Annotated in this window: 20 protein-coding genes and 1 pseudogene; 13 read left to right on the top strand and 8 right to left on the bottom strand. The window is 42.7% G+C overall.

Annotated elements, in window-relative coordinates; all coding sequences use genetic code 11:
* Positions 1–54: 54 nt before the first annotated feature.
* On the bottom strand, positions 55–972 hold the full coding sequence (miaA, locus tag HXY43_RS11695; RefSeq protein ID WP_290883394.1) for a tRNA (adenosine(37)-N6)-dimethylallyltransferase MiaA: 918 nt from the start codon (positions 970–972) through the stop codon (positions 55–57).
* Positions 973–1182: 210 nt separating this feature from the next.
* On the opposite strand from miaA, the gene gyrB reads away from it, so the two are divergent.
* The 4 genes from gyrB (at position 1183) to rpoD (ending at position 6632) form a co-directional block, all read left to right on the top strand.
* Positions 1183–3120 (top strand): DNA topoisomerase (ATP-hydrolyzing) subunit B, encoded by a 1938-nt coding sequence (gene gyrB, locus HXY43_RS11690; protein ID WP_290883393.1) that lies wholly within the window; start codon positions 1183–1185, stop codon positions 3118–3120.
* A 947-nt stretch (positions 3121–4067) separates the two neighbouring features.
* Entirely contained in the window at positions 4068–4193 is a 126-nt protein-coding gene (locus HXY43_RS11685) for a hypothetical protein (RefSeq protein WP_290883391.1), read from the top strand.
* A gap of 1050 nt (positions 4194–5243) precedes the next feature.
* Positions 5244–5423: a hypothetical protein gene (locus HXY43_RS11680; protein WP_290883389.1), complete on the top strand. Its 180-nt coding sequence runs from the start codon at positions 5244–5246 to the stop codon at positions 5421–5423.
* Positions 5424–5450: 27 nt separating this feature from the next.
* Complete coding sequence (gene rpoD, locus HXY43_RS11675; protein ID WP_290883388.1) at positions 5451–6632, top strand: RNA polymerase sigma factor RpoD; 1182 nt, start codon at positions 5451–5453, stop codon at positions 6630–6632.
* Positions 6633–6793: 161 nt separating this feature from the next.
* Here rpoD and HXY43_RS11670 read toward each other — a convergent pair whose 3' ends face one another.
* On the bottom strand, positions 6794–6976 hold the full coding sequence (locus tag HXY43_RS11670) for a chlorophyll a/b-binding protein (RefSeq protein ID WP_026732608.1): 183 nt from the start codon (positions 6974–6976) through the stop codon (positions 6794–6796).
* Positions 6977–7711: 735 nt separating this feature from the next.
* Complete coding sequence (gene gyrA, locus HXY43_RS11665; protein ID WP_290883386.1) at positions 7712–10222, bottom strand: DNA gyrase subunit A; 2511 nt, start codon at positions 10220–10222, stop codon at positions 7712–7714.
* Positions 10223–10671: 449 nt separating this feature from the next.
* Between gyrA and HXY43_RS11660 the strand changes: the two genes are divergently transcribed.
* Positions 10672–11079: a response regulator gene (locus HXY43_RS11660; RefSeq protein ID WP_290883384.1), complete on the top strand. Its 408-nt coding sequence runs from the start codon at positions 10672–10674 to the stop codon at positions 11077–11079.
* 447 nt (positions 11080–11526) lie between these two features.
* On the opposite strand, the gene HXY43_RS11655 is transcribed toward HXY43_RS11660, so the two are convergent.
* Positions 11527–12414, bottom strand: coding sequence for a tetratricopeptide repeat protein (locus HXY43_RS11655; protein WP_290883383.1), 888 nt, complete (start codon positions 12412–12414; stop codon positions 11527–11529).
* Between the two features lie 464 nt (positions 12415–12878).
* On the opposite strand from HXY43_RS11655, the gene HXY43_RS11650 reads away from it, so the two are divergent.
* From HXY43_RS11650 to HXY43_RS11640, 3 genes are all read left to right on the top strand, one after another.
* Positions 12879–14345, top strand: coding sequence for an efflux RND transporter periplasmic adaptor subunit (locus HXY43_RS11650; protein ID WP_290883381.1), 1467 nt, complete (start codon positions 12879–12881; stop codon positions 14343–14345).
* Positions 14342–15559, top strand: coding sequence for an ABC transporter permease (locus HXY43_RS11645; protein WP_290883379.1), 1218 nt, complete (start codon positions 14342–14344; stop codon positions 15557–15559). Before HXY43_RS11650 ends, HXY43_RS11645 begins: the two co-directional genes overlap by 4 nt.
* Positions 15560–16067: 508 nt before the next feature.
* Positions 16068–16433, top strand: a complete 366-nt coding sequence (locus tag HXY43_RS11640; RefSeq protein ID WP_290883378.1) for a M20/M25/M40 family metallo-hydrolase — start codon at positions 16068–16070, stop codon at positions 16431–16433.
* Positions 16434–16533: 100 nt separating this feature from the next.
* Here the strand turns inward: HXY43_RS11640 and HXY43_RS11635 are convergent, their stop codons facing one another.
* Both HXY43_RS11635 and HXY43_RS11630 read right to left on the bottom strand, forming a co-directional pair.
* Positions 16534–16887: a circadian clock KaiB family protein gene (locus HXY43_RS11635; protein ID WP_026736492.1), complete on the bottom strand. Its 354-nt coding sequence runs from the start codon at positions 16885–16887 to the stop codon at positions 16534–16536.
* Between the two features lie 810 nt (positions 16888–17697).
* Complete coding sequence (locus tag HXY43_RS11630) at positions 17698–18291, bottom strand: hypothetical protein (RefSeq protein ID WP_026736493.1); 594 nt, start codon at positions 18289–18291, stop codon at positions 17698–17700.
* Positions 18292–18490: 199 nt separating this feature from the next.
* Between HXY43_RS11630 and HXY43_RS11625 the strand changes: the two genes are divergently transcribed.
* The 4 genes from HXY43_RS11625 (at position 18491) to HXY43_RS11610 (ending at position 21596) form a co-directional block, all read left to right on the top strand.
* Positions 18491–19129 (top strand): hypothetical protein, encoded by a 639-nt coding sequence (locus HXY43_RS11625; protein WP_026736494.1) that lies wholly within the window; start codon positions 18491–18493, stop codon positions 19127–19129.
* Positions 19130–19217: 88 nt separating this feature from the next.
* Positions 19218–20291: a tetratricopeptide repeat protein gene (locus HXY43_RS11620; RefSeq protein WP_290883375.1), complete on the top strand. Its 1074-nt coding sequence runs from the start codon at positions 19218–19220 to the stop codon at positions 20289–20291.
* A gap of 169 nt (positions 20292–20460) precedes the next feature.
* Positions 20461–21345 carry a prohibitin family protein gene (locus HXY43_RS11615; RefSeq protein ID WP_290883373.1) on the top strand — a complete coding sequence of 295 codons (885 nt, stop codon included), beginning with the start codon at positions 20461–20463 and terminating at the stop codon, positions 21343–21345.
* Positions 21346–21407: 62 nt separating this feature from the next.
* Positions 21408–21596, top strand: coding sequence for a DDE transposase family protein (locus tag HXY43_RS11610; protein ID WP_290883372.1), 189 nt, complete (start codon positions 21408–21410; stop codon positions 21594–21596).
* An 84-nt stretch (positions 21597–21680) separates the two neighbouring features.
* Here the strand turns inward: HXY43_RS11610 and ctpC are convergent, their stop codons facing one another.
* Both ctpC and ispG read right to left on the bottom strand, forming a co-directional pair.
* A complete protein-coding gene (gene ctpC / locus HXY43_RS11605) occupies positions 21681–22964 on the bottom strand; it encodes a carboxyl-terminal processing protease CtpC (protein WP_290883371.1) in 1284 nt (427 codons plus the stop codon).
* A gap of 245 nt (positions 22965–23209) precedes the next feature.
* Entirely contained in the window at positions 23210–24436 is a 1227-nt protein-coding gene (gene ispG, locus HXY43_RS11600; protein WP_290883369.1) for a (E)-4-hydroxy-3-methylbut-2-enyl-diphosphate synthase, read from the bottom strand.
* A 163-nt stretch (positions 24437–24599) separates the two neighbouring features.
* Here ispG and HXY43_RS11595 point away from each other — a divergent pair.
* A pseudogene (locus HXY43_RS11595) lies at positions 24600–24823 on the top strand (transposase); the annotation flags it as partial.

Below are 24823 nucleotides of genomic sequence, written 5' to 3'. Positions count from 1 at the left end.
TTGTAATTTGATTGTCCATAATGATGATTGGGTAAGAGTAATTTAAACATGGAGTTAGGAATTAATCATAAAGTATTGCACTCGCTGCCACACTTTTTTTAATAAATCTGGTTTTTCTGCATCAAACCATTCAATTTGTGGATAGGCGCGAAACCAGGTGCGTTGACGTTTGGCAAATTGCCGCGTGTGTAAAACTGTTAATTCTTTGGCTTGATCTAAAGAGATATCCCCAGCCAAATACTGTTTTATTTCTTGATATCCCAATGTATTTAGTAAAGGCAAGTCAGCACCATATTTATGGCAAAGATATTCCACCTCAGCTACCAAACCATCTGCGATCATCTGTTCAGTTCGCTGGGTAATGCGATGGGTGAGGTGAGTAGAATCACAATCTAAACCAATCTGCAAAATGGGATAGTTAGGGGGGTTTTCTCCTTGTTGCTCAGAAATCGGACGACCAGTGACGTAAAATACCTCTAATGCTCTTAAAGTCCGCACTGGATCGTTAGGGTGAATCTTTGCTGCTGCAACCGGATCAACTTGTTGTAGCATGGCGTAAAGTTGCATCTGACCAAGTGCTTCGAGTTGCGATCGCAATTCCTGTTGCGGTGCTACTCTGGGAATTTTCATACCCTGCACAATTGAGCGAATGTATAAGCCAGTACCACCCACGAGGAGGAGGGGAGGAGTGGGAGAGTGGGAGAAGTCCCCGTGTCTTGCTATTAGGGCTTGTGCTTGGTCTTGGTAATCTGCTACCGTCATGGTTTCTGTGGGATTGCATATATCTATCAAATAGTGCGGTACTAATTTTTGTTCAGCTGGGCTTGGTTTTGCTGTACCGATATCAAATTCCCTGTATACTTGACGGGAGTCTGCGCTCAGAATTACAGTACGTAATCGCATTGCTAATGCCAATGCTAAACCCGACTTACCTGTTGCCGTTGCACCACAAATCACAATTAATTTAGTCATTAGTCAAGAGTCAAGAGTCAAGTTTTAATGGTAGTCGCTATTTCCCCACCTCCCCCGCTCCTCTTCTAACCAGGGGACTGCAACCCCTATTTGAATTTCTCATCAAATTGCCCTACAGTCGCCTATAAGGCTTTTGTGTTAGAATTTTTGAGTGTTTTGGACTTTTTCGCTTTTTGGCGAATTTCACCCCCACTTATCAGGAGAATTTTCATGACGAGCAGTTACAGTGCCGAACAGATTCAAGTTCTGGAAGGTCTGGAACCCGTCCGCAAACGACCGGGGATGTATATTGGTTCCACTGGTCCGCGAGGACTTCACCATTTGGTGTACGAGGTGGTGGACAACTCGATTGATGAGGCTTTGGCGGGGCACTGCACCCATGTGGAGGTGGATCTGGAAGCCGATGGTTCTGTTACTGTAACAGATGATGGCCGAGGTATACCGACCGATATTCACCCGCAAACAGGAAAATCGGCATTGGAAACTGTGATGACCGTATTGCATGCCGGGGGTAAATTTGGTGGTGGCGGCTACAAAGTTTCTGGAGGACTGCACGGGGTTGGTATTTCCGTTGTCAACGCCTTATCTGAAAGAGTAGATGTGACGGTTTGGCGAGATAAAAAGGTTCATACTCAGCGTTACGAACGGGGTATTCCTGTTACCGAATTGCAAGTTAAGCCTTATAAAGAAAACCGCACTGGCACTTCTGTCAGTTTTAAACCAGATCCCCAAATCTTCACTACTGGCACTGAGTTTGACTACACTACTTTAGCAAGTCGTCTGCGGGAGTTGGCGTATCTAAATGCAGGTGTCAAAATTACCTTTACAGACCATCGCTTGGAATTACTCAAAAGCGATCAGCCGAAGGTAGAAACCTATGAGTACAAAGGTGGTATTCGCGAATACATCGCCTACATAAACGCCGACAAGCAGCCACTGCATGAAGAAGTCATTTTCGTGCAGGGAGAACGCAATAACGTTCAAGTGGAAGTCGCATTGCAGTGGTGTACTGATGCCTATACAGATAATGTTTTGGGCTTTGCTAATAATATTCGTACCGTTGATGGCGGTACACATTTAGAAGGTTTGAAGGCGGTTCTGACTCGGACGCTAAATGCGATCGCCCGCAAGCGTAATAAACTCAAAGACAGTGAACCTAACCTCAGCGGCGAACACGTCCGCGAAGGTTTGACAGGAGTAATTTCTGTCAAAGTTCCAGATCCAGAATTTGAAGGGCAAACGAAAACCAAACTCGGTAACACAGAAGTTCGAGGTATTGTCGATTCTTTGGTGGGAGAAACTCTCACCGAATACCTAGAATTTCGCCCCAGTGTAGCCGATGCAGTTTTAGATAAAGCCATTCAAGCTTTCAAAGCAGCAGAAGCAGCCCGTCATGCGCGGGAATTGGTGCGCCGCAAGTCGGTGTTGGAATCTTCGCCATTGCCTGGTAAATTGGCAGATTGCAGTACCCGCGATCCGAAAGAATCGGAAATTTACCTTGTAGAAGGCGACTCGGCAGGCGGAAGTGCTAAACAAGGACGCGATCGCCGGTTCCAAGCTATTCTTCCCCTACGCGGTAAAATCCTCAACATTGAAAAAACCGACGACGCCAAAATTTATAAAAATAATGAAATTCAGTCGTTAATTACCGCCCTTGGTTTAGGTGTCAAGGGAGAGGAATTCGATGAATCCCAACTGCGCTATCACCGTATAGTCATTATGACTGACGCTGACGTAGATGGCGCGCATATCCGCACACTGTTGTTGACCTTCTTCTATCGTTATCAACGGGCGCTCATAGAACAGGGCTACATCTATATCGCTTGCCCGCCATTATATAAAATAGAGCGGGGACGCAATCACTACTATTGTTATAGCGATCGCGAAAAAGACCAAATCATTAGTCAGTTTCCCGACAACGCTAACTATACGATCCAACGCTTCAAAGGTTTGGGTGAAATGATGCCCCAACAACTCTGGGATACCACCATGAACCCAGAAAGCCGCACCCTCAAACAAGTGGAAATTGAGGATGCAGCCGAAGCCGATCGCATTTTCACGATTTTAATGGGCGATCGCGTCGCACCCCGTCGTGAATTTATTGAAACCTATGGTTCTAAACTCGACCTCACCGATCTAGATATCTAAATTAGACAGGTCTGAGAATAGAGGTAGGCAACATTTGCAGATATGTGTCTTGATAAGTAGCCATCATGAACTGCGTACACCAGAATGAATGAAAAACCTCGCCCTGTCCTATCGGACACCCCTCTCATTGCTAAGAGAGGGGAAGGGGTGAGGTTTATTTTCAAGATAGTCAATCACGGTAAAATCCCACAACCAAAAATGAAAATCTCCTTCCCCTATACCCTTTACACCCTTACACCCCTAAATCCATTTTCAAGCTAGTGAGAATAAAATATCTTTAAAGTTGGGCATTGGACATCGGTAGAAAAGCAGTTTACACTTTTTTACATAGCTCATTTTATTCGTGCCTACTTAGCAAAAACTTTCTGACAGTCAAGACCTGACCATAAACCTTGCCCAGAGATTGAACCATTGGGACAACTCCTAAAATACGTAAATCCCTGCTCAAAATCCTGAGTAGGGATTCGCACTTTGAACTTTCAGGTCTCTCAAAGTATTTTTGTAAAATTTCCAGACAAAAATTCAACATTATCTGACAAACAGTAGTTGCAGAATATGTTTACGATTTCTTATGAATAGACAAAGATAACTTTACAAAAATTTAAGTATTATATGTAACAATACATGCGTATATTTAAGCTATGCGTATACTCGCAAACTAGTGTTATATTTTACTCTTTATTTAAAACAGTAAATAAATGTAGCCCAAGCAAAGTCTCACAATAAATAGTTATTTTTAATAGATTTTGCATAGTATTTATATCTATATTGAGACTGCGGGAACCGATGCAATTATTAATACAAATTTTAAAATTACCAACAACGATAATTAATGGGAAATTCAGGTTATGGTAAGTAACTTAAAAAGCTAAGTATCTCTGTCAGCAGTAGACGATATTGTCATTTGCATCATTTTTTTGTTTTTTTGTCAAGGCTATTGCTAGTCTATGCCTGACTATGAGTGGAGGCAATGCTTTGGGCTGTATTTAAGTGACAGGATTTTGATTGTTGTCTCCAATCTTTCTACTTTGGCTTTGCCGACTAGCGAAGGCGATCGCCTGTTATCAAGCTAGACCCCCACGGGCAATAGCCGACAACTAGGCAATGAAAATCCCTTCCCCTTTCCCCCTTACCCGAACCGTATTGCCATAGCAACCTTTGCCAAGACTACTTATACTTAAACGTTTATTTGCGTGCTGATTGCAATCGTCCAAACCACTAGTCTTCTATTAAACTTATTTATCTAACTCCTGGGCTAATGTAGTGTATATTTTACATTCTTCCTATGCAATTTTGCTCTCAGTAAGTTAATATCGGAGGTCTTGGCTGTCAAATCCTTTTTGAATTGATTAAAATATCGGTGTATACAATAAAAAGAGTTTGTCAAGTTGCAAAGGGTTGAATTTTGAGCAGTGCGCTAGCTTGTGATTAAGACCGTATTAGCTATATCTAGAAATTTTCGGCCTTCTGGCTGATTCTGCCAAAGCCTCAACTCCTCAGTTCAGGAAATTGGCTTTTTGTCGGTCGAGTGTCTTCATAGAAGCGCCACGACTCCTAAAATTGGGAAATATAGTGTCTGTAGCACCTCTATTCAAAAACTATGAGAGCAACAACAGCTAAAAGACAAATGTAAATCCCAAGTCAGTAATTTATAAAGGAAATGTAAAAATGAATGCACTTTAGCTTGCCACTGGAGTTAACATAAAGTGTGCTGTTTCCAGGAATGTTGTAGATAACACATTGAGTCTGATACAGGTGGGTTTACCTAATTTTTAAGGTAATGATAATGCTACGAAAATTCCAAAAAGTTTTGGAGAAAATTCATGGGTATTAGTGTCATTTTCAACTTCTTTTTGGTACAACAGGCTTTACATTCCTTGGCTTTACCTTACTTTATTAGTTCATGGATACCACACAAAGACAGTGCAAATTCTGTGAAACAGGCTACAATCGGAACAGCATTTACAAAAAAATCTTCCAACAGTCATATTCTTTTGTATGGAGTGGTAAATTTTTTTTAGCAAGATGAGTCTTTTTTAGACCAATCAGTAAACAATTGTGTTGCCCTGTGACACAAATAGCGTTTACTTAAAGATAAGGAATTTGCCTTCGAGGATACTACTGTGGCAGAAGAAAACACAGAATTTAGACCTTCAGACTTTAACTGGGGATCAACACCAGTATCCTCCCGAAAATGGGTAAAACTTCCAAAAAATATCTTAGCTAAATTAGCTAAAGACCCTCTAAACGAGAATGCAAATAGCTCACTAAACAAGAGCGGCATAACATTTTTGAGTAATTGATTCTGCAAGGAGCATGAGGAACGCGGCATGAACCAGGCTAACAACGTACTCGATACCATTGATTATCAGCCTGACCTAGAAATTGAAATTAATCAGCCTGACCTTGAGTTAGAAGAACTCTTAATGGAAGATGAAGAGGACTTACTGATCAACGATGAAGGCGAACTCGATGAAGAATTTTTAGAACCTCAGTCTGATGAGGACGACGCAAAGTCTGGAAAAGCCGCAAAATCGCGTCGTCGGTCTCAAACGAAGAAAAAGCATTACACCGAGGATTCGATTCGCCTCTACTTGCAAGAAATAGGTCGAATTCGTCTCCTTAGAGCCGACGAAGAAATTGAATTGGCACGAAAGATTGCAGACTTGCTGGAATTAGAGCGAGTCTATGATAGACTGCAACAGCAGTTGGAGCGCGACCCTGAATACAACGAATGGGCAGAAGCAGTACAATTGCCCTTGCCGCAATTTCGTCATCGCCTGCATGTTGGTCGTCGGGCAAAAGACAAAATGGTGCAATCTAACTTGCGTCTTGTAGTTTCAATTGCCAAAAAATACATGAATCGTGGCTTGTCTTTCCAAGATTTAATTCAGGAAGGTAGCCTTGGTTTGATTCGCGCCGCTGAAAAGTTTGACCACGAAAAAGGTTATAAGTTTTCTACATACGCTACATGGTGGATTCGTCAGGCAATTACCCGGGCGATCGCCGATCAATCTCGCACAATTCGCCTTCCTGTTCACCTCTACGAAACCATCTCTCGCATTAAGAAGACCACCAAACTACTTTCTCAAGAAATGGGTCGCAAACCCACTGAGGAAGAAATTGCCACGAGAATGGAAATGACCATCGAGAAGCTGAGATTTATTGCTAAGTCTGCCCAGCTGCCTATTTCTTTAGAAACACCCATTGGTAAAGAAGAAGATTCCCGACTGGGTGATTTTATTGAATCTGATGGCGAAACTCCAGAAGACCAAGTTTCCAAAAATCTGCTGCGGGAAGACTTAGAAAAAGTCCTCGACAGTCTCAGTCCTCGCGAACGGGATGTTCTGCGACTGCGCTATGGTTTGGATGATGGTCGAATGAAGACTCTAGAAGAGATTGGACAAATTTTCAACGTCACCCGCGAACGCATTCGTCAAATTGAGGCGAAAGCACTCCGCAAGTTACGTCACCCCAATCGTAACAGTGTTCTGAAAGAGTATATTCGTTAGTCATTAGTCATTAGTCATTGGTCATCAGCCTTGTACAAATGACAAAGGACAAATGACTACTGACAAAAGACAATAAAAACCTGGGAGTGTTGATTCACCCCCAGGTTTTTTGCTTATCTATCTAACTAGTGATGTCTGTAAAAAACTTCTGGTTTTAATATTTACAGAATGCCCCAGAAGTGTAAAAAGCCTTGACCAGAAAATAATTCAATCAGAGCAGCAGCCAAGAAGCCGATCATTGCTAAACGACCGTTCCAGATTTCTGCCTGCGGAGTAAAGCCCCAACGCCATGCATTGCGGTCATCTGTGACAATGGGTGTAGTTACTTTTGTTGTGTCTTGCATAATTGGCACTCCAAACTGAACTTATTAAGGTGTGTTACCTTTTGTTAACTAATATAACAAGTATTTCAAGAAATGCAACTTTTCTTAGAGTTTTTTGTATTACATTGACTGATAGGCACTTTTGATGGATTTAGCAGCTTCAATTTGCTGCTATGTGAGATAATTTTGCACTAAACTTGGCATTTGAAAACAGCTTTATTGACAAGAATTATAGCATATTTTCGATAGCCTGTGTTCTGTCTACCTAATTACGTAACTATAATCTCAGTTCCATCTCGTTTTTAGTGCCGATCAAACCTACCTTTTCGTAAAGTATTCTTGCCTTTTTGGGTGGGTGAAGCCAGATACACCTGATTTATATTTAACTAATATAGTTAATAATTTATTGCAATAGTTATTTAGCACTTCCCTGACCGCGTCATATTGGAATCGTGTAGATATTCATCACCTCGGCTACCCAAGCCAAAAACTCTCCCTTGGGCAGCTTTTCCCTGAGATATTGCGCGATCGCTTTTACCAAAGTAGTAACAGTATCTTCTTAAAGTTCACTAACTTCACGTAGTAAATCGAGGCACAGTTGGACAAGCGCCTCTAAATCATCTAGAGTTGCTTGCCTTAGTACAGCGTTTCATTAATTCGTAGCGAAATTATTTATGAAAAGACTCTGCTACAGGCGTGCGTTTAAAAAAGCTACGATTTTGCGCAAAGCTGTACTTAGCTTGAACATCATCTACTTTATATTCCCAATTCAGCAACAGTGATAATTTTTTCATCTCGATTGAGTTGGAGAACGCTTTCACCCGCAGTATTTCTATCCAAGTTTGGCACTGTATCTACTTGTAGGCGCACCACTCGGTGATGATTGGTCACTAGCGCCACTTCAGCCCCTGGCTTTGCCAACATCATAGCAGTTAGGTAATCATTTTTATTGGCAAATTTAAAGACCTGAGTACCAATGTCACCTCGATTGCCTAGTCGCAAAGCACTTGTCGGAAAGCGTTTAGCATATCCTAATTGTGTCACCAGTAATAGATTTGCCTCTGTGTTGAAAGCTACACAACCAACCATCATTTCTTGCAGGCGCAGGCGTAGTGCTTGCAAACCCATAGCAGTACGACCCATAACAGGCAGTTGTTCGTCATTAACTTTAAACCGCAACAGTCGCCCACCAGAACTAGCTAAAATCGCTTGTTGACCTGTAGTAGTGAACTGGGTTAATAGCAATTCATCATCGTCTTTGAGTTTCAAAATGGTGATTCCGCGCCGCGTTAGGTTAGTAAATTCCGTCAGAGATAGACGCTTAATTCGTCCCTGCTTTGTCAACAGAATCATGTCAGTAGTTTCTGAATTTTCTGGGAGCAAAAAGCGGCTAACAACAGCTTCAGAAGCTTCTTGAGCAGTATTGGTAAGCAAAGTGATCAGGGGTGTTCCCCGTGGCGATCGCCCAGTCGTGGGGGGAATATCTCCCACTCTCACCGGATAAACTTTGCCACTACTAGTTAGTACCAATAAATCTTTATCTGTGTCTGTCAACGCTGTTTGAATGACAAAATCATTATCAGACAGACCGTTGTCAGTTTTTGGCTTTTTGCCTGAAGGTTGATAGCGGCGCACATACCCGCGTTGGGTTAATTCCAAAACTGCTTCTTCTGGCGGCGTTTCCGGTTTTAGATTTTGGATTTGGGATTTGGGGTTTTCTTTGTCTTCTGTTCCTTGTTTCCCTTGTCCCCCGATCTCCTCAACAGTTGCAGCCATTATTTTCGTGCGGCGTTCGTCACCATATTTACGCTTAAGAGTACGCAAATCTTTTTTCAAAGCCTTCAGCAATTCTCGGCGATCGCCCAATAACCGCTGCAACGTGGCAATTTCTTCCTGTAACTGTTCGTACTCATGCTGTAGATTCTGCTGTTCTAAACTTGTCAAGCGTCGCAATGGCATCGCCAAAATCGCATCTGCTTGTACCTCGCTCAACTCCAAGCGGCTTTGTATGTGAATTTTTGCCGTACTGCCATCAGCAGCTTGTCGCAAAATTTCAATTACTTCATCTAGTTGAGACAGTGCTTTCAGTAAGCCTTCTACCAAATGCAGTCGATTTTCTGCCTTAGCAAGCTCATAAGTGTAGCGGCGTGAGAGTGTCTGCTCCCGAAATTTCAGGAATTCCTGCAATAATTGGCGTAATGTGAGTTGGCGCGGTTGCCCATCCACCAATGCCAACAGAATCGCCCCAAAATTCGTTTGTAAAGCAGTTAGGTGATATAGCTGTTGGAGAACATCTTGAGGATTGGTATCGCGTTTGAGTTCTATGACTACGCGCATTCCCTGGCGATCGCTCTCATCTCGGAGATCGGCAATTCCTTGCAAGCGTCCTTGATTCACGAGTTCTGCGACTTTCTCAATCCAACCCGCCTTATTGACTTGAAAAGGCAATTCCGTTACCACAATTGCCGTCCGCCGTTTGCTTCCTCTGCTAGCGGCAACTTCTTCTATCTGGGCTACTCCTCGTAGGACAATACCGCCTTTACCTGTGGTGTAGGCTTCGCGAATTCCCGTATCGCCAACAATCTCCCCACCTGTAGGAAAATCCGGGCCTGGAATTAACTCAAATAACTTCTCATCTGCTAAGTCGGGATTGTCGATTAAAGCAATTAACCCATCGATCACTTCTCCTAAATTGTGCGGTGGGATATTTGTTGCCATACCCACAGCGATACCAGCACAACCATTCAGCAACAAAAACGGTAACTGCGCTGGCAGTACAGTCGGTTCTTGCTGGGAATTATCGAAGTTACCGATAAATTCCACCGTTTCATCACCGATTTCAGTCAGCATTCCCTCGTGACTGATGGATGCTAGACGTGTCTCCGTGTAGCGCATCGCTGCTGGTGGGTCATTATCCACACTACCAAAGTTGCCATGGCCTGCCAATAGAGGATAGCGGCTAGAAAAGTCCTGCACCAGCCTCACCAATGCATCGTAAACCGCTTGATCGCCGTGAGGGTGGTATTTACCTAGCACATCTCCCACAACACGGGCACACTTCCGATAAGGGCGGTCAGGCGTAAGACCAAGTTCGTGCATTGCGTATAAAATCCGGCGATGCACTGGCTTTAAACCATCACGCACATCTGGCAACGCTCGCCCGACGATCACACTCATGGCATATTCAAGGTAAGACCGTTGCATCTCGGTGTGCAAGGCTGTGGTAATTACCTGTCCCCTGGAGAGAAGGTTTAACTGTTTTGCCATGAGTTTTTCCCTAAATTTTCACTACACAAAATATGCCGTTACTGAACATTACAGCAACCACAGCATAGCGGATGTAACGCCCATCCTTACAAAATCTTGATAGTTATAGGATAAAAAACAGTAGTATTATCCTTGATGATCGGGGATACACATTGATTATCTAAAAGGAGACACATACGATTTTGGAATTACAATTTTAGATTTGGGATTGACCCCTCCCTCACATGGAAGGGGCTTGGAGATTTTAGATTTCAGATTAATGAAAAACAATTCACTATACAAGTGGATGAGCATTAAACCCAATGTAATAATCAAAAATCCGTCTTGAAAAGCTTTGAAGTTCCCTCCGGGACGCTGCGCGAACGGAGGAAACCTCCGCTCAAACTTTTCGCAAAATCAAAAATCTAAAATTCTCGGTTATCCCCCTCACCCCTAAAAGTCAAATTCTCATGAAAACCGTTTTGATTGTCGAAGACGATCTGATTAATGCTCGCGTTTTTTCCAAAATTTTGACCAAACGCGGTGGACTGGAAGTAAAACACACTGAAAATGTGGAAGAGGTAATGAGAATTGCCCAAGCGGGAGAGGCAGACATTATTTTAATGGATGTTTCTCTCTCAAGAAGTGTTTACCAAGGTAAGTCCGTTGATGGTATCAAAATTACACAAATGTTGAAAGCCGATCCGCAAACTGCTTGCTTACCGATAATTCTCGTGACAGCACACGCCATGGAGGGCGATCGCGAGAACTTTCTCAAGCAAAGTGGCGCTGATGGCTATATATCTAAGCCGGTGGTTGATCATCAACAGTTTGTTGACCAAATCATAGCCATGCTACCCAAAGACGGTCAGCAATGATGCACTCTCCTATAGGACAAGGTGTATGAGTGTCGGGATTTGGATGTGTAGGGACTTTTTTGAATATCTTTCCAAACAATTGGTTTGATGCACCCGAATTAATTTATGGAAATAAGAAGTTTGTAACTTGTTTGAGTTCCCCTCTTTTTAAAGATGGGGTTCCCTACACCCTTATACTCTTACATCTTTTAGTGAACTTTAAGCCAGGAAAGATCGCCCATCTAGTAATGTTGGACTACCGCTTCTGGCAGTAATTAATATATATGTACTATTAGATAGTACTTTTGAGCAAGTGGCAACAGAAAAAGTTAGTAGTTAGTGGTTAGTAGTTAGTAGGGGCGAACGGCCGTACTCTACGAGAAGCCACTCTCTGGGCGTCTACGCACGTACATTAGTTGGTTGTGAGTATTACCACTAACCACTAACCTCTAACCTCTAACCTCTCTCCTACTGAGTCGGCTGTGGCATAGGGGATAGTGTACTTTCCCCTCTTTGCTGTAGGGTTGCTTGAATGCGGGGCAATTCTAGGAATTTTTTGGCATCGGCAAGTAAGCGATCGCCCCAGAGATTTTCTTTGAGGAATTCTAGATCGGCATAGCGGTCATCAATGCGAATTGCGGTTTCGCCCATTGCCAAACCTTGTTGGCGATCGCCCTTATTATATAGTGCCACTGCTAGAGCCAATAAAGGTTCTGCGGCTTGCTTGTCAATCGCGATAGCGGCTTGCCATTGCTGAATAGCCCCTGGGATATCACCCTGTTCGTACTTGATTAAACCAATGTTGTTAATTGCAGGCCAGAATTTTTTATCTTGAGTAACCGCTTGATTGTACTGGGCGATCGCATCTGGGAATCGACCCAGCATATAGTAAGCGTTGCCCAAATCAAACAACCCTTCTGGGTTATTAGGTTTTAACTTTAAACCCTCTTGGAAATAACTAGCAGCAACTTGATACTTCTTCTGTTGGAAGTTAGCCGAACCTAAAGCAAACAGAACATCGCCATTTTTGGGATTAAGAGATTGTGCTTTTTTCAGAGCAGCGATCGCAGAATCTATTTCCTTGGTTTGCAGATACAAGCCGCCTAAAAGAAACCAAACTTTATCACTTTTGGGAGCTAATTGAGATGCCAGTCTCGCTCTAGGCATAGCCATTTCATACTGTTGAAACTGCGCTAGTTGCGCTGCTTCTTGTGCCAGACTCAACCCCTGTCGCTCCAACTTGGCTGTATCCAGTTGCAATGTATGGGGTACCAATGCCTGTGCATCAGCAGCTTTGGGCATACTCCACAAACTACAGACAACAACAAGAGAAATCAAACCAATTCGTTTAGGCACGCTACCGCCTCTTAGCCAAAAATTAAGGAATCTTTCAGATAGCTTAAACGATCTCCGTTGGGAGTGAAAGGAAAAGTTTACAGTCATTAGTTCTGAGTCAAGAGTCATTAGTCATTAGTCAAAAGTTAACATTCATGACTCTTGAGTGTGGATTTTTGATTCTTAACTACGTAAAAGGGACGCTTGGACTGGGGATTGGGCGAGCAAACGAAAAATTATAACCATATTTGTTTATCCATCTAAGCTTAAATCCTTACTTTTGTCAGTAGCAAAGTCACCCAGTTAGGTGAAGCCAGACACGATCGCCGATAGATAACATGAAAAAAAGATAAGTAATTTTAAGTCATTTGTACTTTGTCACTACATACAAACATTCGTCTACAAGTTGCTGACGAAGCAAAATTGTCCCCTGGCGCTACCAGGTTCACTCTACCCAACAAAAGCACTTTTTAAAGGCTGCTATTATGACTACGCATATAGAAATTCCCGTAATTGGCAAAGTTAAGCATCCCCAACGCTGGTTAATTGGGCTGGTGGCAGCTGGTGTTTTGGTTGTTGGCAGCGCTACAACCTATACATTTGTAAATCGAGGGACAAGCAGAGAAGATATTGCAGCACTGACTGTGCCAGTAGAAGCGAATGATGTCACCCTGCGGATTAATGCTAGTGGGAAGGTAGTACCAGTTCAGAGTGTGAATATTAGCCCTAAACAGCCTGGAGTTGTCTCACAGTTAAAAGTTGAACAGGGAGATCGCGTTAATCAAGGGCAGATTATTGCGGTAATGGATAGTGCAGATGTGAATGCACAAATCCTCCAAAACCAAGCTAACTTAGAGCAAGCCAAAGCACAGCTTGCCGAAGCTCAAGCTGGAAGCCGTCCCCAGGAGATTGCCCAAGCCAGAGCGCGTTTAGCACAAGCTCAAGCGCAGTTAACCCAAGCCCGTGCTGGCAATCGCTCCCAGGAGATTCAAGAAGCTCAAGCTCAAGTAGAAGAAGCTAAAGCACAGGTAAATTTAACGCAGTCACGAGTGACACGTTACCAGGAATTAGCTCGACAGGGAGCTATTTCTCAAGACCAATTAGATCAATACATTAGCGAAGACAGAAGAGCAAAGGCCACTTTAGAACAAGCTCAACGTCGATTATCGCTACTAAAAAGTGGTTCTCGCTCCGAAGAAATTGCTCAGAAAGAAGCTGCTGTTGCCGAAGCACGGGCAGCATTACAACTGGCGGAAAATGGCACTCGTCCCGAGGTAATTGCCCAACGCAAAGCTGCTGTAGCTGTAGCTGAGGCACAGTTAAAGGCAGCCCAAGTTGACTTACAAGATACCGTCATCCGCGCTCCTTTTACGGGAATCGTGACGCAGAAATATGCTAGCGACGGCGCGTATGTAGCTCCAACAACTTCTGCTTCTTCGAGCGCCTCAGCTACTTCTAGTTCTATTGTTGCCTTAGCAAAGGGTTTAGAAGTGCTAGCGCAAGTTCCAGAAGCTGATATTGGCAGAATTAAAGATGGACAACAAGTAGAAATTGTTACCGATGCCTATCCCGATCAAGTGTTTAAAGGCCATGTGCGCCTGATTGCTCCTGAAGCCGTGAAGGAAGAAGGTGTGACATTATTTGAAGTGCGGGTAGCTATTGATACTGGACAAGAACAACTGCGTTCTGGCTTGAATGTCGATTTGACATTTTTAGGTGATAACGTAGACAATGCCTTACTCATACCAACTGTAGCTATTGTTACTGAAAAAGGCGAAACTGGTGTTCTAGTGCCGGATGCTAAAAATAAACCTCTATTTCGTCCGGTGACAGTTGGAGCGCAAATTAAAGACCAAACTCAGATTATAGAAGGAGTGAAAGAGGGCGATCGCGTATTTATCAACCCACCCCAAGACTATAAACGCGAACAGCAAGCGAAAGAACAAAAATGAACTTAGTAGAAAGTATGCAAATGGCAGGAAAAACCCTGCTGTCTAATAGGTTACGTAGCACCCTCACCATGCTGGGTATTGTCATCGGCAATGCTTCGGTAATTGCTATGGTTGGCATTGGTGAAGCTGGACAAAAATACGTGAATCAACAGTTGGAGTCCTTAGGGCCAAATGTACTGTTTGTAATTCCTGGTAATCGAGAAACTCAACGTATCTCTCGCGAAACACCAAAAACTCTAGTACTAGCAGATGCGGAAGCAATTGTTACTCAGGTGCCAACGGTAGCAGGAGTTGCTCCGGAGTTGAACAGCAGACAGGTGGTAACTTACCGTAACCGCAACACCGATGTCAACATCATTGGTACAACTCCTAGTTTCTTGAAAGTACGAGACTTTGAAACAACAAAAGGGCGCTTTTTCACAGACATAGACATCAAACGCAATAATCAAGTTGTTGTGTTGGGTGCTGAGTTGGCAGAAAGATTTTTTGGTAGCAGTAATCCTATAGGGGCGCAACTGCGAATTAAAAATGGCAGCTTTCAAGTTATCGGTGTGCTTGAAGCCAAAGGTTCTAGTCTGGGTGCTGACTATGACGAAGCAGCATTAGTACCACTAACAACCTCAGCTAATCGACTTGTGGGAGAAAATTCTCCCTATGGCATCGCCTTAGATTACATCGTTGCTTCGGCACGTGATGCCAATAGCGTAGATGCAGCAGAGTTTCAAATTACCAATTTGCTGCGCTTACGGCACAAAATTAACGGCGAAGATGATTTTACTATCCGTACTCAGAAAGAAGCACTGCAAACTGTCGGTCAAATCACAAGTGCATTGACGATCATGCTGGCAGCGATCGCGGCAATCTCTCTAATTGTAGGCGGCATTGGCATCATGAATATCATGCTCGTCTCTGTCACCGAACGCACCCAAGAAATTGGACTGCGCAAAGCCATCGGTGCAACCCAGCAAGATATCCTGCTACAGTTCATGATTGAAGCAGTAATTCTTTCAGCAGCAGGTGGTTTAATCGGTACTGCGATCGGTGTGGGCGGTATTGTCTTAGTGGGAGCCTTGACACCATTAGATGCAGGAATTTCGGTTGTGGCAATTGCTCTGACAGTTGGTGTTTCTGGCGCTATTGGTTTATTCTTTGGCGTTGTTCCTGCCCGTCGTGCTGCGAAACTCGACCCAATTGTAGCGCTAAGAAGCGCTTAATTTTGTGAAAGGTTTGTAGCGTAGCAGTTGCAGCAGTTGCGATCGCTGATATCTTCAAAACTGATGGGGGCGTTGCTGAATGCAGGAATGAATGAATTTATATAGGTATAACTTCATACCTTTGAGTATTTCAGGATTTCTTCTGAAATCGTGTTTGAGAAATCTACCACAGATGGAATTGGGAATTGGTAATAGGTAATTATATTCTCTATTACTGATTACCGACTGTCTCAAATAATCCTCTAGAGGGAGAAATTTAAGAAGTAAAAAGTAAAAAGATAATCCCCATAAATAAATTGAGGGGAAATAATCACGGACGTATTATTTCTCATGCTACGCATCTCGATTGGGAATGTTTTCCCGATCGTTCCATAAATAAATAATGGTGAAGCGTGACCATTTTTCTTATTCTTTATGAGTGACTTTTAACTTTTAACTTTTAACTTTTAACGGTGGTGTTCGTCCGAATGTAGTTGCACCTGAAAGCCAAGCAACAGCGGAGGTACGGGTGTTATGCCAAGAGGATGCCCAACAGATTGAAGCTGCTATTTTGGCGTTGCAACCAACTACCCCTGGTACTCACTTCATCATCGAAGGTCGCATCGGTCGTCCGCCAATGGAAAAAACTTCAGGTAGCCAAAAGCTGTGGCAGCTTGCTCAAGCAACAGCTGGTGAGTTGGGAATTGAACTAGAGGAGGGAACAGCTGGCGGCGCTTCTGATGGTAATACGACCAGCCTCTACACCCCCACCTTAGATGGTTTGGGTGCAGTTGGCGATAATGCCCATGCTCTCGACGAGTTTGTCTATCTCGATCAGATGGTTCAACGTTCGGCCCTGTTGGCACAGCTTTTGTTAGAGCCTCAACTGATATAGAAAGTCTTGAGTATGTCTGTTGCCGCATCAAAAAATGCAAAAAATTATGAATTATAAAAATCCATAATTTTCTACTGACATATATTGTAGTAATTGTTTTTCACAGAGCTAAAGACGTGATAATTTTTTTGGTATCTGTCATGTCTCCAACTAGCTTCTTGAATGGCAGTGGAAATTCCTTGATGAGCGTAGGAACAGCAAAAACTTGATCTGCTTCTAAACGTTCAGGTTGCTGATAAATATCAACAACTTCTAGTTCATAACGTCCTTGCAAGTGCTCTTCGCAAAGTTTTTGAATTTGTTTAATAGCGCGTAAAGATTTAATACTCTTGCTGGCAACATACAACCGCAAGATGTATTTTTCTAAATCCAGAGCGGAAAGTGACTCAAATGCATCTTGAGAGTTATCCAAAAAGTTATTTGAGTCATTGTTAGCTTGTAAAGAATAATCCATAAAAGTCCTTATTGAATTTTTTCAAAACAGTAGAATAGTTGCTAAATTGCGACACGAACTTTGACATACATTTTGCCTTCGATGCGAGTTAGGTAATCTACTTTAATTGTTTTAATTTTTATAAAAACCTCGCACAAGTGTGGAAAGAATGTAGATGGATGCCCACAGAGGAAAGATGCAGCGGAAATTTAACTATCTCTATGGCATATTTGTCTATGCTTTTTGGAACATAAGAATCTAAATTAAATTTTAAGCTACTCAAATACAAACTATATTTTTCAAACGCAAGTCGATATTATCACTTAAATTGCAGAAAGAGATTGATTAAACAGTCAGAAACTCATATTTGCAGAAAAACTATAGAATTTGACTCTCTAATTCCTAATCGGTAACTCTCGCTAACGTTACCTGAGGAGGTTGTACCTTTGCGTGTCAAGTCTCATTGATATTTTGTAACAATATTGTTATATTTATTTTTATAAATTAACACTTATTGTCATTCGTACTTCTCTGCCTTGCCTCGGTTGGTTTCACCGAGGCTTTTTGTTGCTGTGGAGTGCGATCGCGCGTATTTTGACCAGATCGGGCTGTACAGAGTAGACTTCTTGCAGAAGTCGGGATGCATGTGAAAGGAGAAAGGTGAAAGGCATGGAATTTTCCTTTGCCCCTTGCCCTTTACCCTTTCCCCTACCTCTTGCAAAAGCTATTTTTGCAAGAGGTCTAGTATAAATTCCCAAAATAAGCGAGGGGTATCCTTGCAGATACCCCCCAAGATTGTTCTATTAGACTATCAACAGAATTTTCAAAATATTAATTTGCCACTTCAGCCATCTCAATAATTCGCCCTTCATAGTCTTTGACCAAGAAGTTCAGCGGTTTTCTGCTGCGAATCTTAAACTTCAAGCCGCGCACTTCCACACGCATTAAAATCATTTCCAAGCAGTCGTGGTCAAAGCAAACATGGCGTTGCTGATTTTTGCTACCCAAACTAGCTCCCGTTATGACGTGTAGCTGAGTGTTTTTCTTTAGCTGATACCAAAGCCCCTCACTAGCATTCGTCATTTTGCTAGAAAACGAAGGACTGCTCCCTAAGTAAAGCGGATCGACGCCAGTTGCACCTATAGTTTGCTCGTAGTTGTAGTAGTAGTGCAAAGGCACCTCTGCTGCTGGTAAATCTAGCAGTCCTTCATACAACTGTCTGGCAATTTCCAAATCCGACACCATGACTGTATATACTTTCGGCGCACTGCTAAGGAACATCCACATCGCACCAGCATAAGCCGCTAGCAGCATCACCATTATGCCTTGGGTAGAGAAAAGGCTATCCAAGGGTAAGGAAGGTAAAAAAGACGCGAAAGTATAAGGACTGAGCAGGAATGGTGCCACACTAACTGCTATAACCATGAACAGAATCGGGAATTATATAAGGGAGCCGCTTTTGTTTTGTAAATTATGACTTAAATTTAAGTCTTTGTTTATAGTGTATCAACTACTAAACCATCTTGGTGTTAGCCCTAAACGGACTAGTGCCAAGATAGGATGCGATTAACTCTAGAGATTGCCATTATCAGGTTAATTTTAGCAACATAGGCTGATTCGGACTGTGCAAATTCCTCATTTTTCTGAAGCTAATCACCCGCTTGTTAAGTCACTGTTCCATCACACTGACCAAGAACTTGTTAGTTTGTTCCAGCAGCATCCTGAGTCAGGAAGATACTTTACGGCGATTTTTTGCCGCTATAGCCCGATCGTTTATACATTGATTCGTCATTCAGCGCGATCGCCAGTGCAAGCAGATTATCTGTTTGCCCTGACTTGGCGACATATTTATTACGAACTTGGCGGATTTAATTTCAATAACAGTAAACCCGGTAAAGAAAGTCTTACCCTACAAAATTGGTTGATCGATCAGACTGGTTACTGTATCAACGAAATTGAACTTCCTCCGACAGAAGCAATTCATTATTCTCTCAAAGCGACTTCTCCCCCACTGTGGTGTTATGTAGAACAGGCATTGGATCAAATAACACCAATTTTACGCTTGATGGTCTTGATGGCTCAAACCTTCCACTGGAGCGAAACTAGAATTGCTGCCTACCTACAAGCCGAAGGAGAAGCGATCGCTCCTAGCAATGTAGCCAATTTTCTCCAAGAAGGTTATCGTATGCTAGAGGAAAAATTACCGGCAGATATCAGAATTATCTACTTGGGTGAAAATTTACTTCCACATCATGTAGCGTAATAGTACTTAATTTATTGTTAATGCTGGTAATATTTTATAAAGAACTGCGAAATTCCTACTTAAAGCAGCAATTTCACGGGCAAAGTTTATGAAACGATGGCATTTAATATCAGTAATTAACCGTGCTTTTATTGGTGGATCGAAGCCCACCTTTTTACTTATTACTTTTTTACTTACTCCCATAGCAGCGACTGCTGCTGATATTACCGAACAACTCCATCGCCCGATCGACAAATCTGTAGTCCGAGAATCAAGAGACGAAGCAGATACCTTGCTGCGGATTGGCGAACAGCAACACACCTCTGGTAATTCTGAAAAAGCGATTGAGTCTTGGTTACAAGCACTGGAGATTTATCACTCGATTGGCGATTTCAAGGCTCAAGGTTTAGTTTACGACTATCTTGGCAGAGGCTACGTGCAGTTGAGCCGTTACAAAGAAGCAGAAGATGCAATGCGGCGACGGTTGGCGATCGCTCGCGATGTCCAAGACTTTCAAGGTCAGATATTTGCTCTAAATAACATTGGCACGTTGCTAATGCAATATGGAGAACCCATCGCTAGTTTGCAAACATTTGCAGAAGCGCTAGAAATTGCTCGCCACGTCAAAAATATTGAAGGTCAAGGACTGTCTCTGAGTAATTTGGGACTAGCAAATGCGAGGCTGGGAAATTACAACAAGGCTATTAAATTTTATGAAAATGCTCTAGGTTTCCGGCGTCAAGCTCGCGATCCCATCGGTGAAGCTAATACCTTCAATAATTTGGGCGATGCCTACCTAGCGGCAAGAGACTATCAAGGTACAATTGGTACTTATGGAGTAGCACTGCGAATAGCAAAAGCAACTCGCGATCGCGTTAACGAGTTACGGGCGATAGATGGTTTAGTTACCGCCCACAGTACTGTAGGACGCTATGAACGCGCCTTCGATTTACTACAACAGCGATTAACACTTGCTCAAGACTTACAAAATCTGCGAGAAGAATTGAAATCTTTTGAGTCCTATGCTCAGTTGTACGAGCAATTAGGAAACTTTCCAACAGCTCGCAATTTTTATGAAAGGGCGATTACCGTAGCGCAGATGCTAAAAGACAGCAAGCAGGAAGTGCGATTGCTCGATCAACTCACTCAAATGATGCGGAAGGCTAACTTGAGCAAACATTAATCTTTGCTAGTGCTGTCATAGATTTAGGGAACCACTAAGACGCCAAGACACCAAGTATAATCACAATGACATCGAGGATACGAATTCATTCTTGATGACACCTCTTTGAACTGGTGCCTATACTGTGTGGTTAAGTATGTATTGCATCTTAACCATACAGGTAATATTTATGGGCTTCATATTCTCCCTGCTGACAAGCCTAATTGCAATTTTTATCTATCTCAACTCTGGCAAGATATCCAGTGAACGCTCTCGCTGGGCAATTCGCGGAATTACCGTACTGATTGGGGCGATCGCTTTACTTGCCTCTATTTCCAGACTTCTGGTAATGGTTCCACCAGGCAATGTTGGAGTGATTCACTTGTTTGGTCAAGTCTCAGATAATACCCTTAATCCAGGTGTTCATGTGATGAATCCTTTTGCCAAAGTTCTCAATTTTTCCACGCGGCTAAAGGATGTGAAGGAAAATGTAGACGCAACTTCTCAGGAAGGGTTAAGCCTAAATCTTGATGTCAGCCTTCAGTACAAGCTCGATCCCCAAAAAGCTGCGACAGTATATAAAACTATTGGTATGGACGAAAAAGAACTAGTGATTTCTCGATTTCGCTCAACCATACGTGCCATTACTGCGAACTACCCAGCAGCAGCTGTTTATTCTACCAAACGTCAACAGATAGTACAGCAACTCGACCAACAGCTGATTCAACAGTTACTACCCTTGGGTTTCGTTGTTGAAGAAGCCTTATTAAGAAATGTCAAAATGCCTGATAGTCTGCAAGCTGCGATTCAAGAGAAACTAAAGGCAGAGCAAGAAAATCAGCAAATGAAATTTGTTTTAGAAAAAGAACGTCAAGAAGCAGAACGCAAACGCATTGAAGCCAAAGGTATAGCTGATTCCCAAAAGATTATTTCTGGTGGACTGAGCAATTCTGTGCTGCAATTACGAGCAATAGAAGCGACAGAAAAACTGGCAGAGTCTCCCAACTCTAAGATTGTCGTGTTTGGCTCAGAAAAAGGGACTTTGCCAATTCTAGTTCAACCAGAGGCGAAATAAACAAGAGGGGGAGACGAGCCGTAAAATTTTGTTTAAGTACAAGATTGCTTTTGGTATCAAACATGAGCGATTCACAAAGCTGGTATATTATCAAACGCCCTGCTGGAAACTGTGAAATAATCCCCAGTAATGAAGTGACTGGGCATGAGACTCCAGAGGTAATCGAAAAGTGGGGGCCTTTTGATTCACAAGCAGATGCGATCGCCCGTCGTGTCGGATTAATTAGGGCTGGCAAGTGCCAACCCGTTTAAACTTAAAAGTAAAAAGTAAAGCTTAAGTTTGTAGGGTGCGTTAGAGCGAAGCATAACGCACCATTCACCTGTTATCCCTTGCGTTTAATTATTTCCTGCTCTTGTGCCCTTAGCAGCAATTTCTTTGCTTAATACTTCCACCGCTTTAGCAAATTGGGGATCTGCTAGGGTACCGACTTTTTCTCGCTCTTTAATCCACAATTCCTGTCGTTGCTTGTCGTTCAAATTTACTACAATATTTGGATCGATGCCGTGCTTATTAATATCTCTACCACTGGGGGTATGGTATTTAGCAATTGTTACTGCTAATCCCGAACCATCGTCTAGAGGACGCACTGATTGCACCAAACCCTTACCAAAGGTTTGACTACCTACCACAACGGCACGCTTGTTATCTTGCAAAGCACCTGAGAGAATTTCACTGGCACTGGCACTACCTTTATCCACCAATACCACTAAAGGTTTATTTGTCAAAGCACGTCCGTTTGCCATTTCTCGTTCGACTTCACCTCGACGGTCAATGGTGGAAACAATCGCGCCTCTATCCATTAACATCCGGGCAATTTCCACACTGGAGTATAGTAAACCGCCAGGATTATTCCGTAAATCTAGGACGTATCCCGATACCTGTTTACTTTCTAAATTTTTAATTGCATCCCGCATTTCTTTTGCAGCATTGGCACTGAATTGCTTGAGACGAACGTAGCCAATGTTACCTGCTGGAGTCTGTTTTTGGGAATATTCGACTGGATGAATTTCTATTCGCGCCCGCGTGATTGTAAATTGCTTTTGTTGACCGTTCCGTAAGATTGTGAGGTTAACTTTAGTCCCTGGCTCACCTCGGATCAGGGATACTGCTTGATTAGTATCCATCCCCTCTGTGCTTTTACCATTAATGCTGGTGATAACGTCTTTTGCTAGAATACCAGCTTTAAACGCGGGCGTATCGTCAATTGGGGCAATTACAGTCAGCTTTTTGGTTTTCTCGTCCAAACCAATTTGGATTCCGATACCTGTCAATTCACCAGAAGTGTCCACTTGCATATTCTTGAACTCCTCTGGGTCCATAAACCGGGTATAGGGGTCATCCAGCTTCTTCAGCATTTCCCGAATGGACTTATAAGCTTCTTGGTTATTGGTGTAGGACTTATTCAAGTACTGACGGCGAACTGCTTTCCAATCTACCTGATTAAAAGTACCGTCTACATATTGTCTATCAATAATTTGCCAAACTTCATCTACTAATTCCTTGGGGCTATCTTTAAAAATAGCCTGTCCTTGCGAGTGAATGCCGAGGCTTGTAACTGCAATTGTGGATAGCGTCACCGCCGTAGCACCCAAAACAAGTCCATTTTTTGTAATTACCATAATGACAGCTGTGCCAGAGGGACAAAAGATGATGTATCAATATGCTCAATCTAACACAGGCAACTACTGTGCAAGATGAACATACTTTGTTATTTCCGCAAAGATATTTAGCAATCCGGTGAACTCGGTAGTCGCTTAAACAAAAGTTTAGGGATTAGGCTAGGGAATAAAAATTATGAATTATGAATTATAAATTATGAAGTTTTCATCATTCATAATTTTCACCTAGCCTAATCCCCAATTTTTCACGGTTCTACCCAGCGTCCGTCTGCCTTGATCAGGTTAATTAACTCCTCAACACCTTTTTGTTCTGGAACTTTTTTAATTTCTTCTCTACCACGATAGAGAGAAATATAGCCTGGGGTTTTGCCAACATAACCATAGTCAGCATCCGCCATTTCTCCAGGCCCATTGACAATGCAACCCATGACTGCTATGTCAAGCCCTGTTAGATGCTTTGTCGCTTCTCTGACTTTGTGCAGCACTTCTTCTAGATTAAACAAAGTACGCCCACAAGAAGGACAAGCAACATACTCAACCATCGTTTTCCGCAATCCCAAGGCTTGCAAAATGCTGTAGCAAACGGGAATTTCTTTTTCTGGAGATTCAGTTAGCGACACCCTAATAGTATCGCCAATCCCATCAGCTAGCAAGGTAGCAATACCAGCAGTAGATTTGATTCGTCCGTATTCGCCATCCCCAGCTTCCGTAACACCCAAGTGCAGGGGGTAATCCATACCCAACTCATCCATCCGCTGTACCATGAGGCGATAGGCTGCTACCATCACTGGCACTCGCGAGCCTTTCAGGGATATTACTAAGTTGTGGAAGTCTAAAGATTCACAAATACGAATGAATTCTAGTGCAGATTGCACCATGCCTTCTGGAGTGTCACCATAAGTGAACAGCATCCTTTCAGCAAGAGAACCGTGATTTACCCCGATTCGCATGGCTTTGCCTTGATCGCGCAAGGAAATCACCAATGGTTCTAGAGTTTCGCGGATTTTTTCACCAATTTCGTCAAATTCGGCTTTGGTGTATTCGGTTCTGTTCTGATTTGGTTTTTCAAACACATACAGTCCCGGATTTATCCGTACTTTCTCTATATGCTTAGCAACTTCCAAGGCAATTTTCATACCATTGTGGTGCACATCAGCAACAATGGGCACATCTTGATAAGTTTTGATTAATTTTTGTTTAATTTCTGCCAAGGCTTTGGCATGAGCCATACTTGGGACAGTGACACGAACAATTTCACAGCCTATTTCATGTAGGCGACGAATTGCTGTAACAGATCCATCTATATCAAGAGTATCCTCGTTAATCATGGACTGCACCACCACAGGATGACCTCCCCCAATGGTGACATTTCCTACTTGTACAGGACGGGTTTTCCGCCGTCTGATAGTTGTGTCAAAAGTAGGTTGACTTGATACTGTATTTGCAGTAATGGGTGTAGGCAGAGTTTGCATAACCTTTTAGGTAATTTTGCTGTAGCGAAAATATCAGATTTGAAAACGCTCTGTTTCCCAGATTGCCACAGTTGGTGCTTTTTTGGGCAAAGAACTAGCAAAAAAATGATATGGGCAAATAATAAAAGAGAAGGGGAGATAACGACAGGTTTTTCTCAATGGTAAGAATATATATTTTTGATGCTTTTCCTTGAAACAGTTTAAACGGGTACGAGTTGTACGTCGTGCAGATGGCTATTATTGCCAGTTTTGCATCGACCAAGAGCGAATTGAAAAGCGAGAGCCAACGGGTAAAACCATCGGGCTTGATGTTGGATTGAACCACTTGTTGACTGATAGCGAAGGTAATCAAGTTGAGAACCCGCGCCATCTCCGCGCGAGAAGTCT

The sequence above is a fragment of the Fischerella sp. genome (assembly GCF_013388695.1).
In the GTDB taxonomy this organism is placed as follows: Bacteria; Cyanobacteriota; Cyanobacteriia; order Cyanobacteriales; family Nostocaceae; genus PCC9605.
The sequence above is the reverse complement of the archived record's forward strand: the minus strand, read 5'-3'. Positions and strand labels throughout refer to the sequence as shown.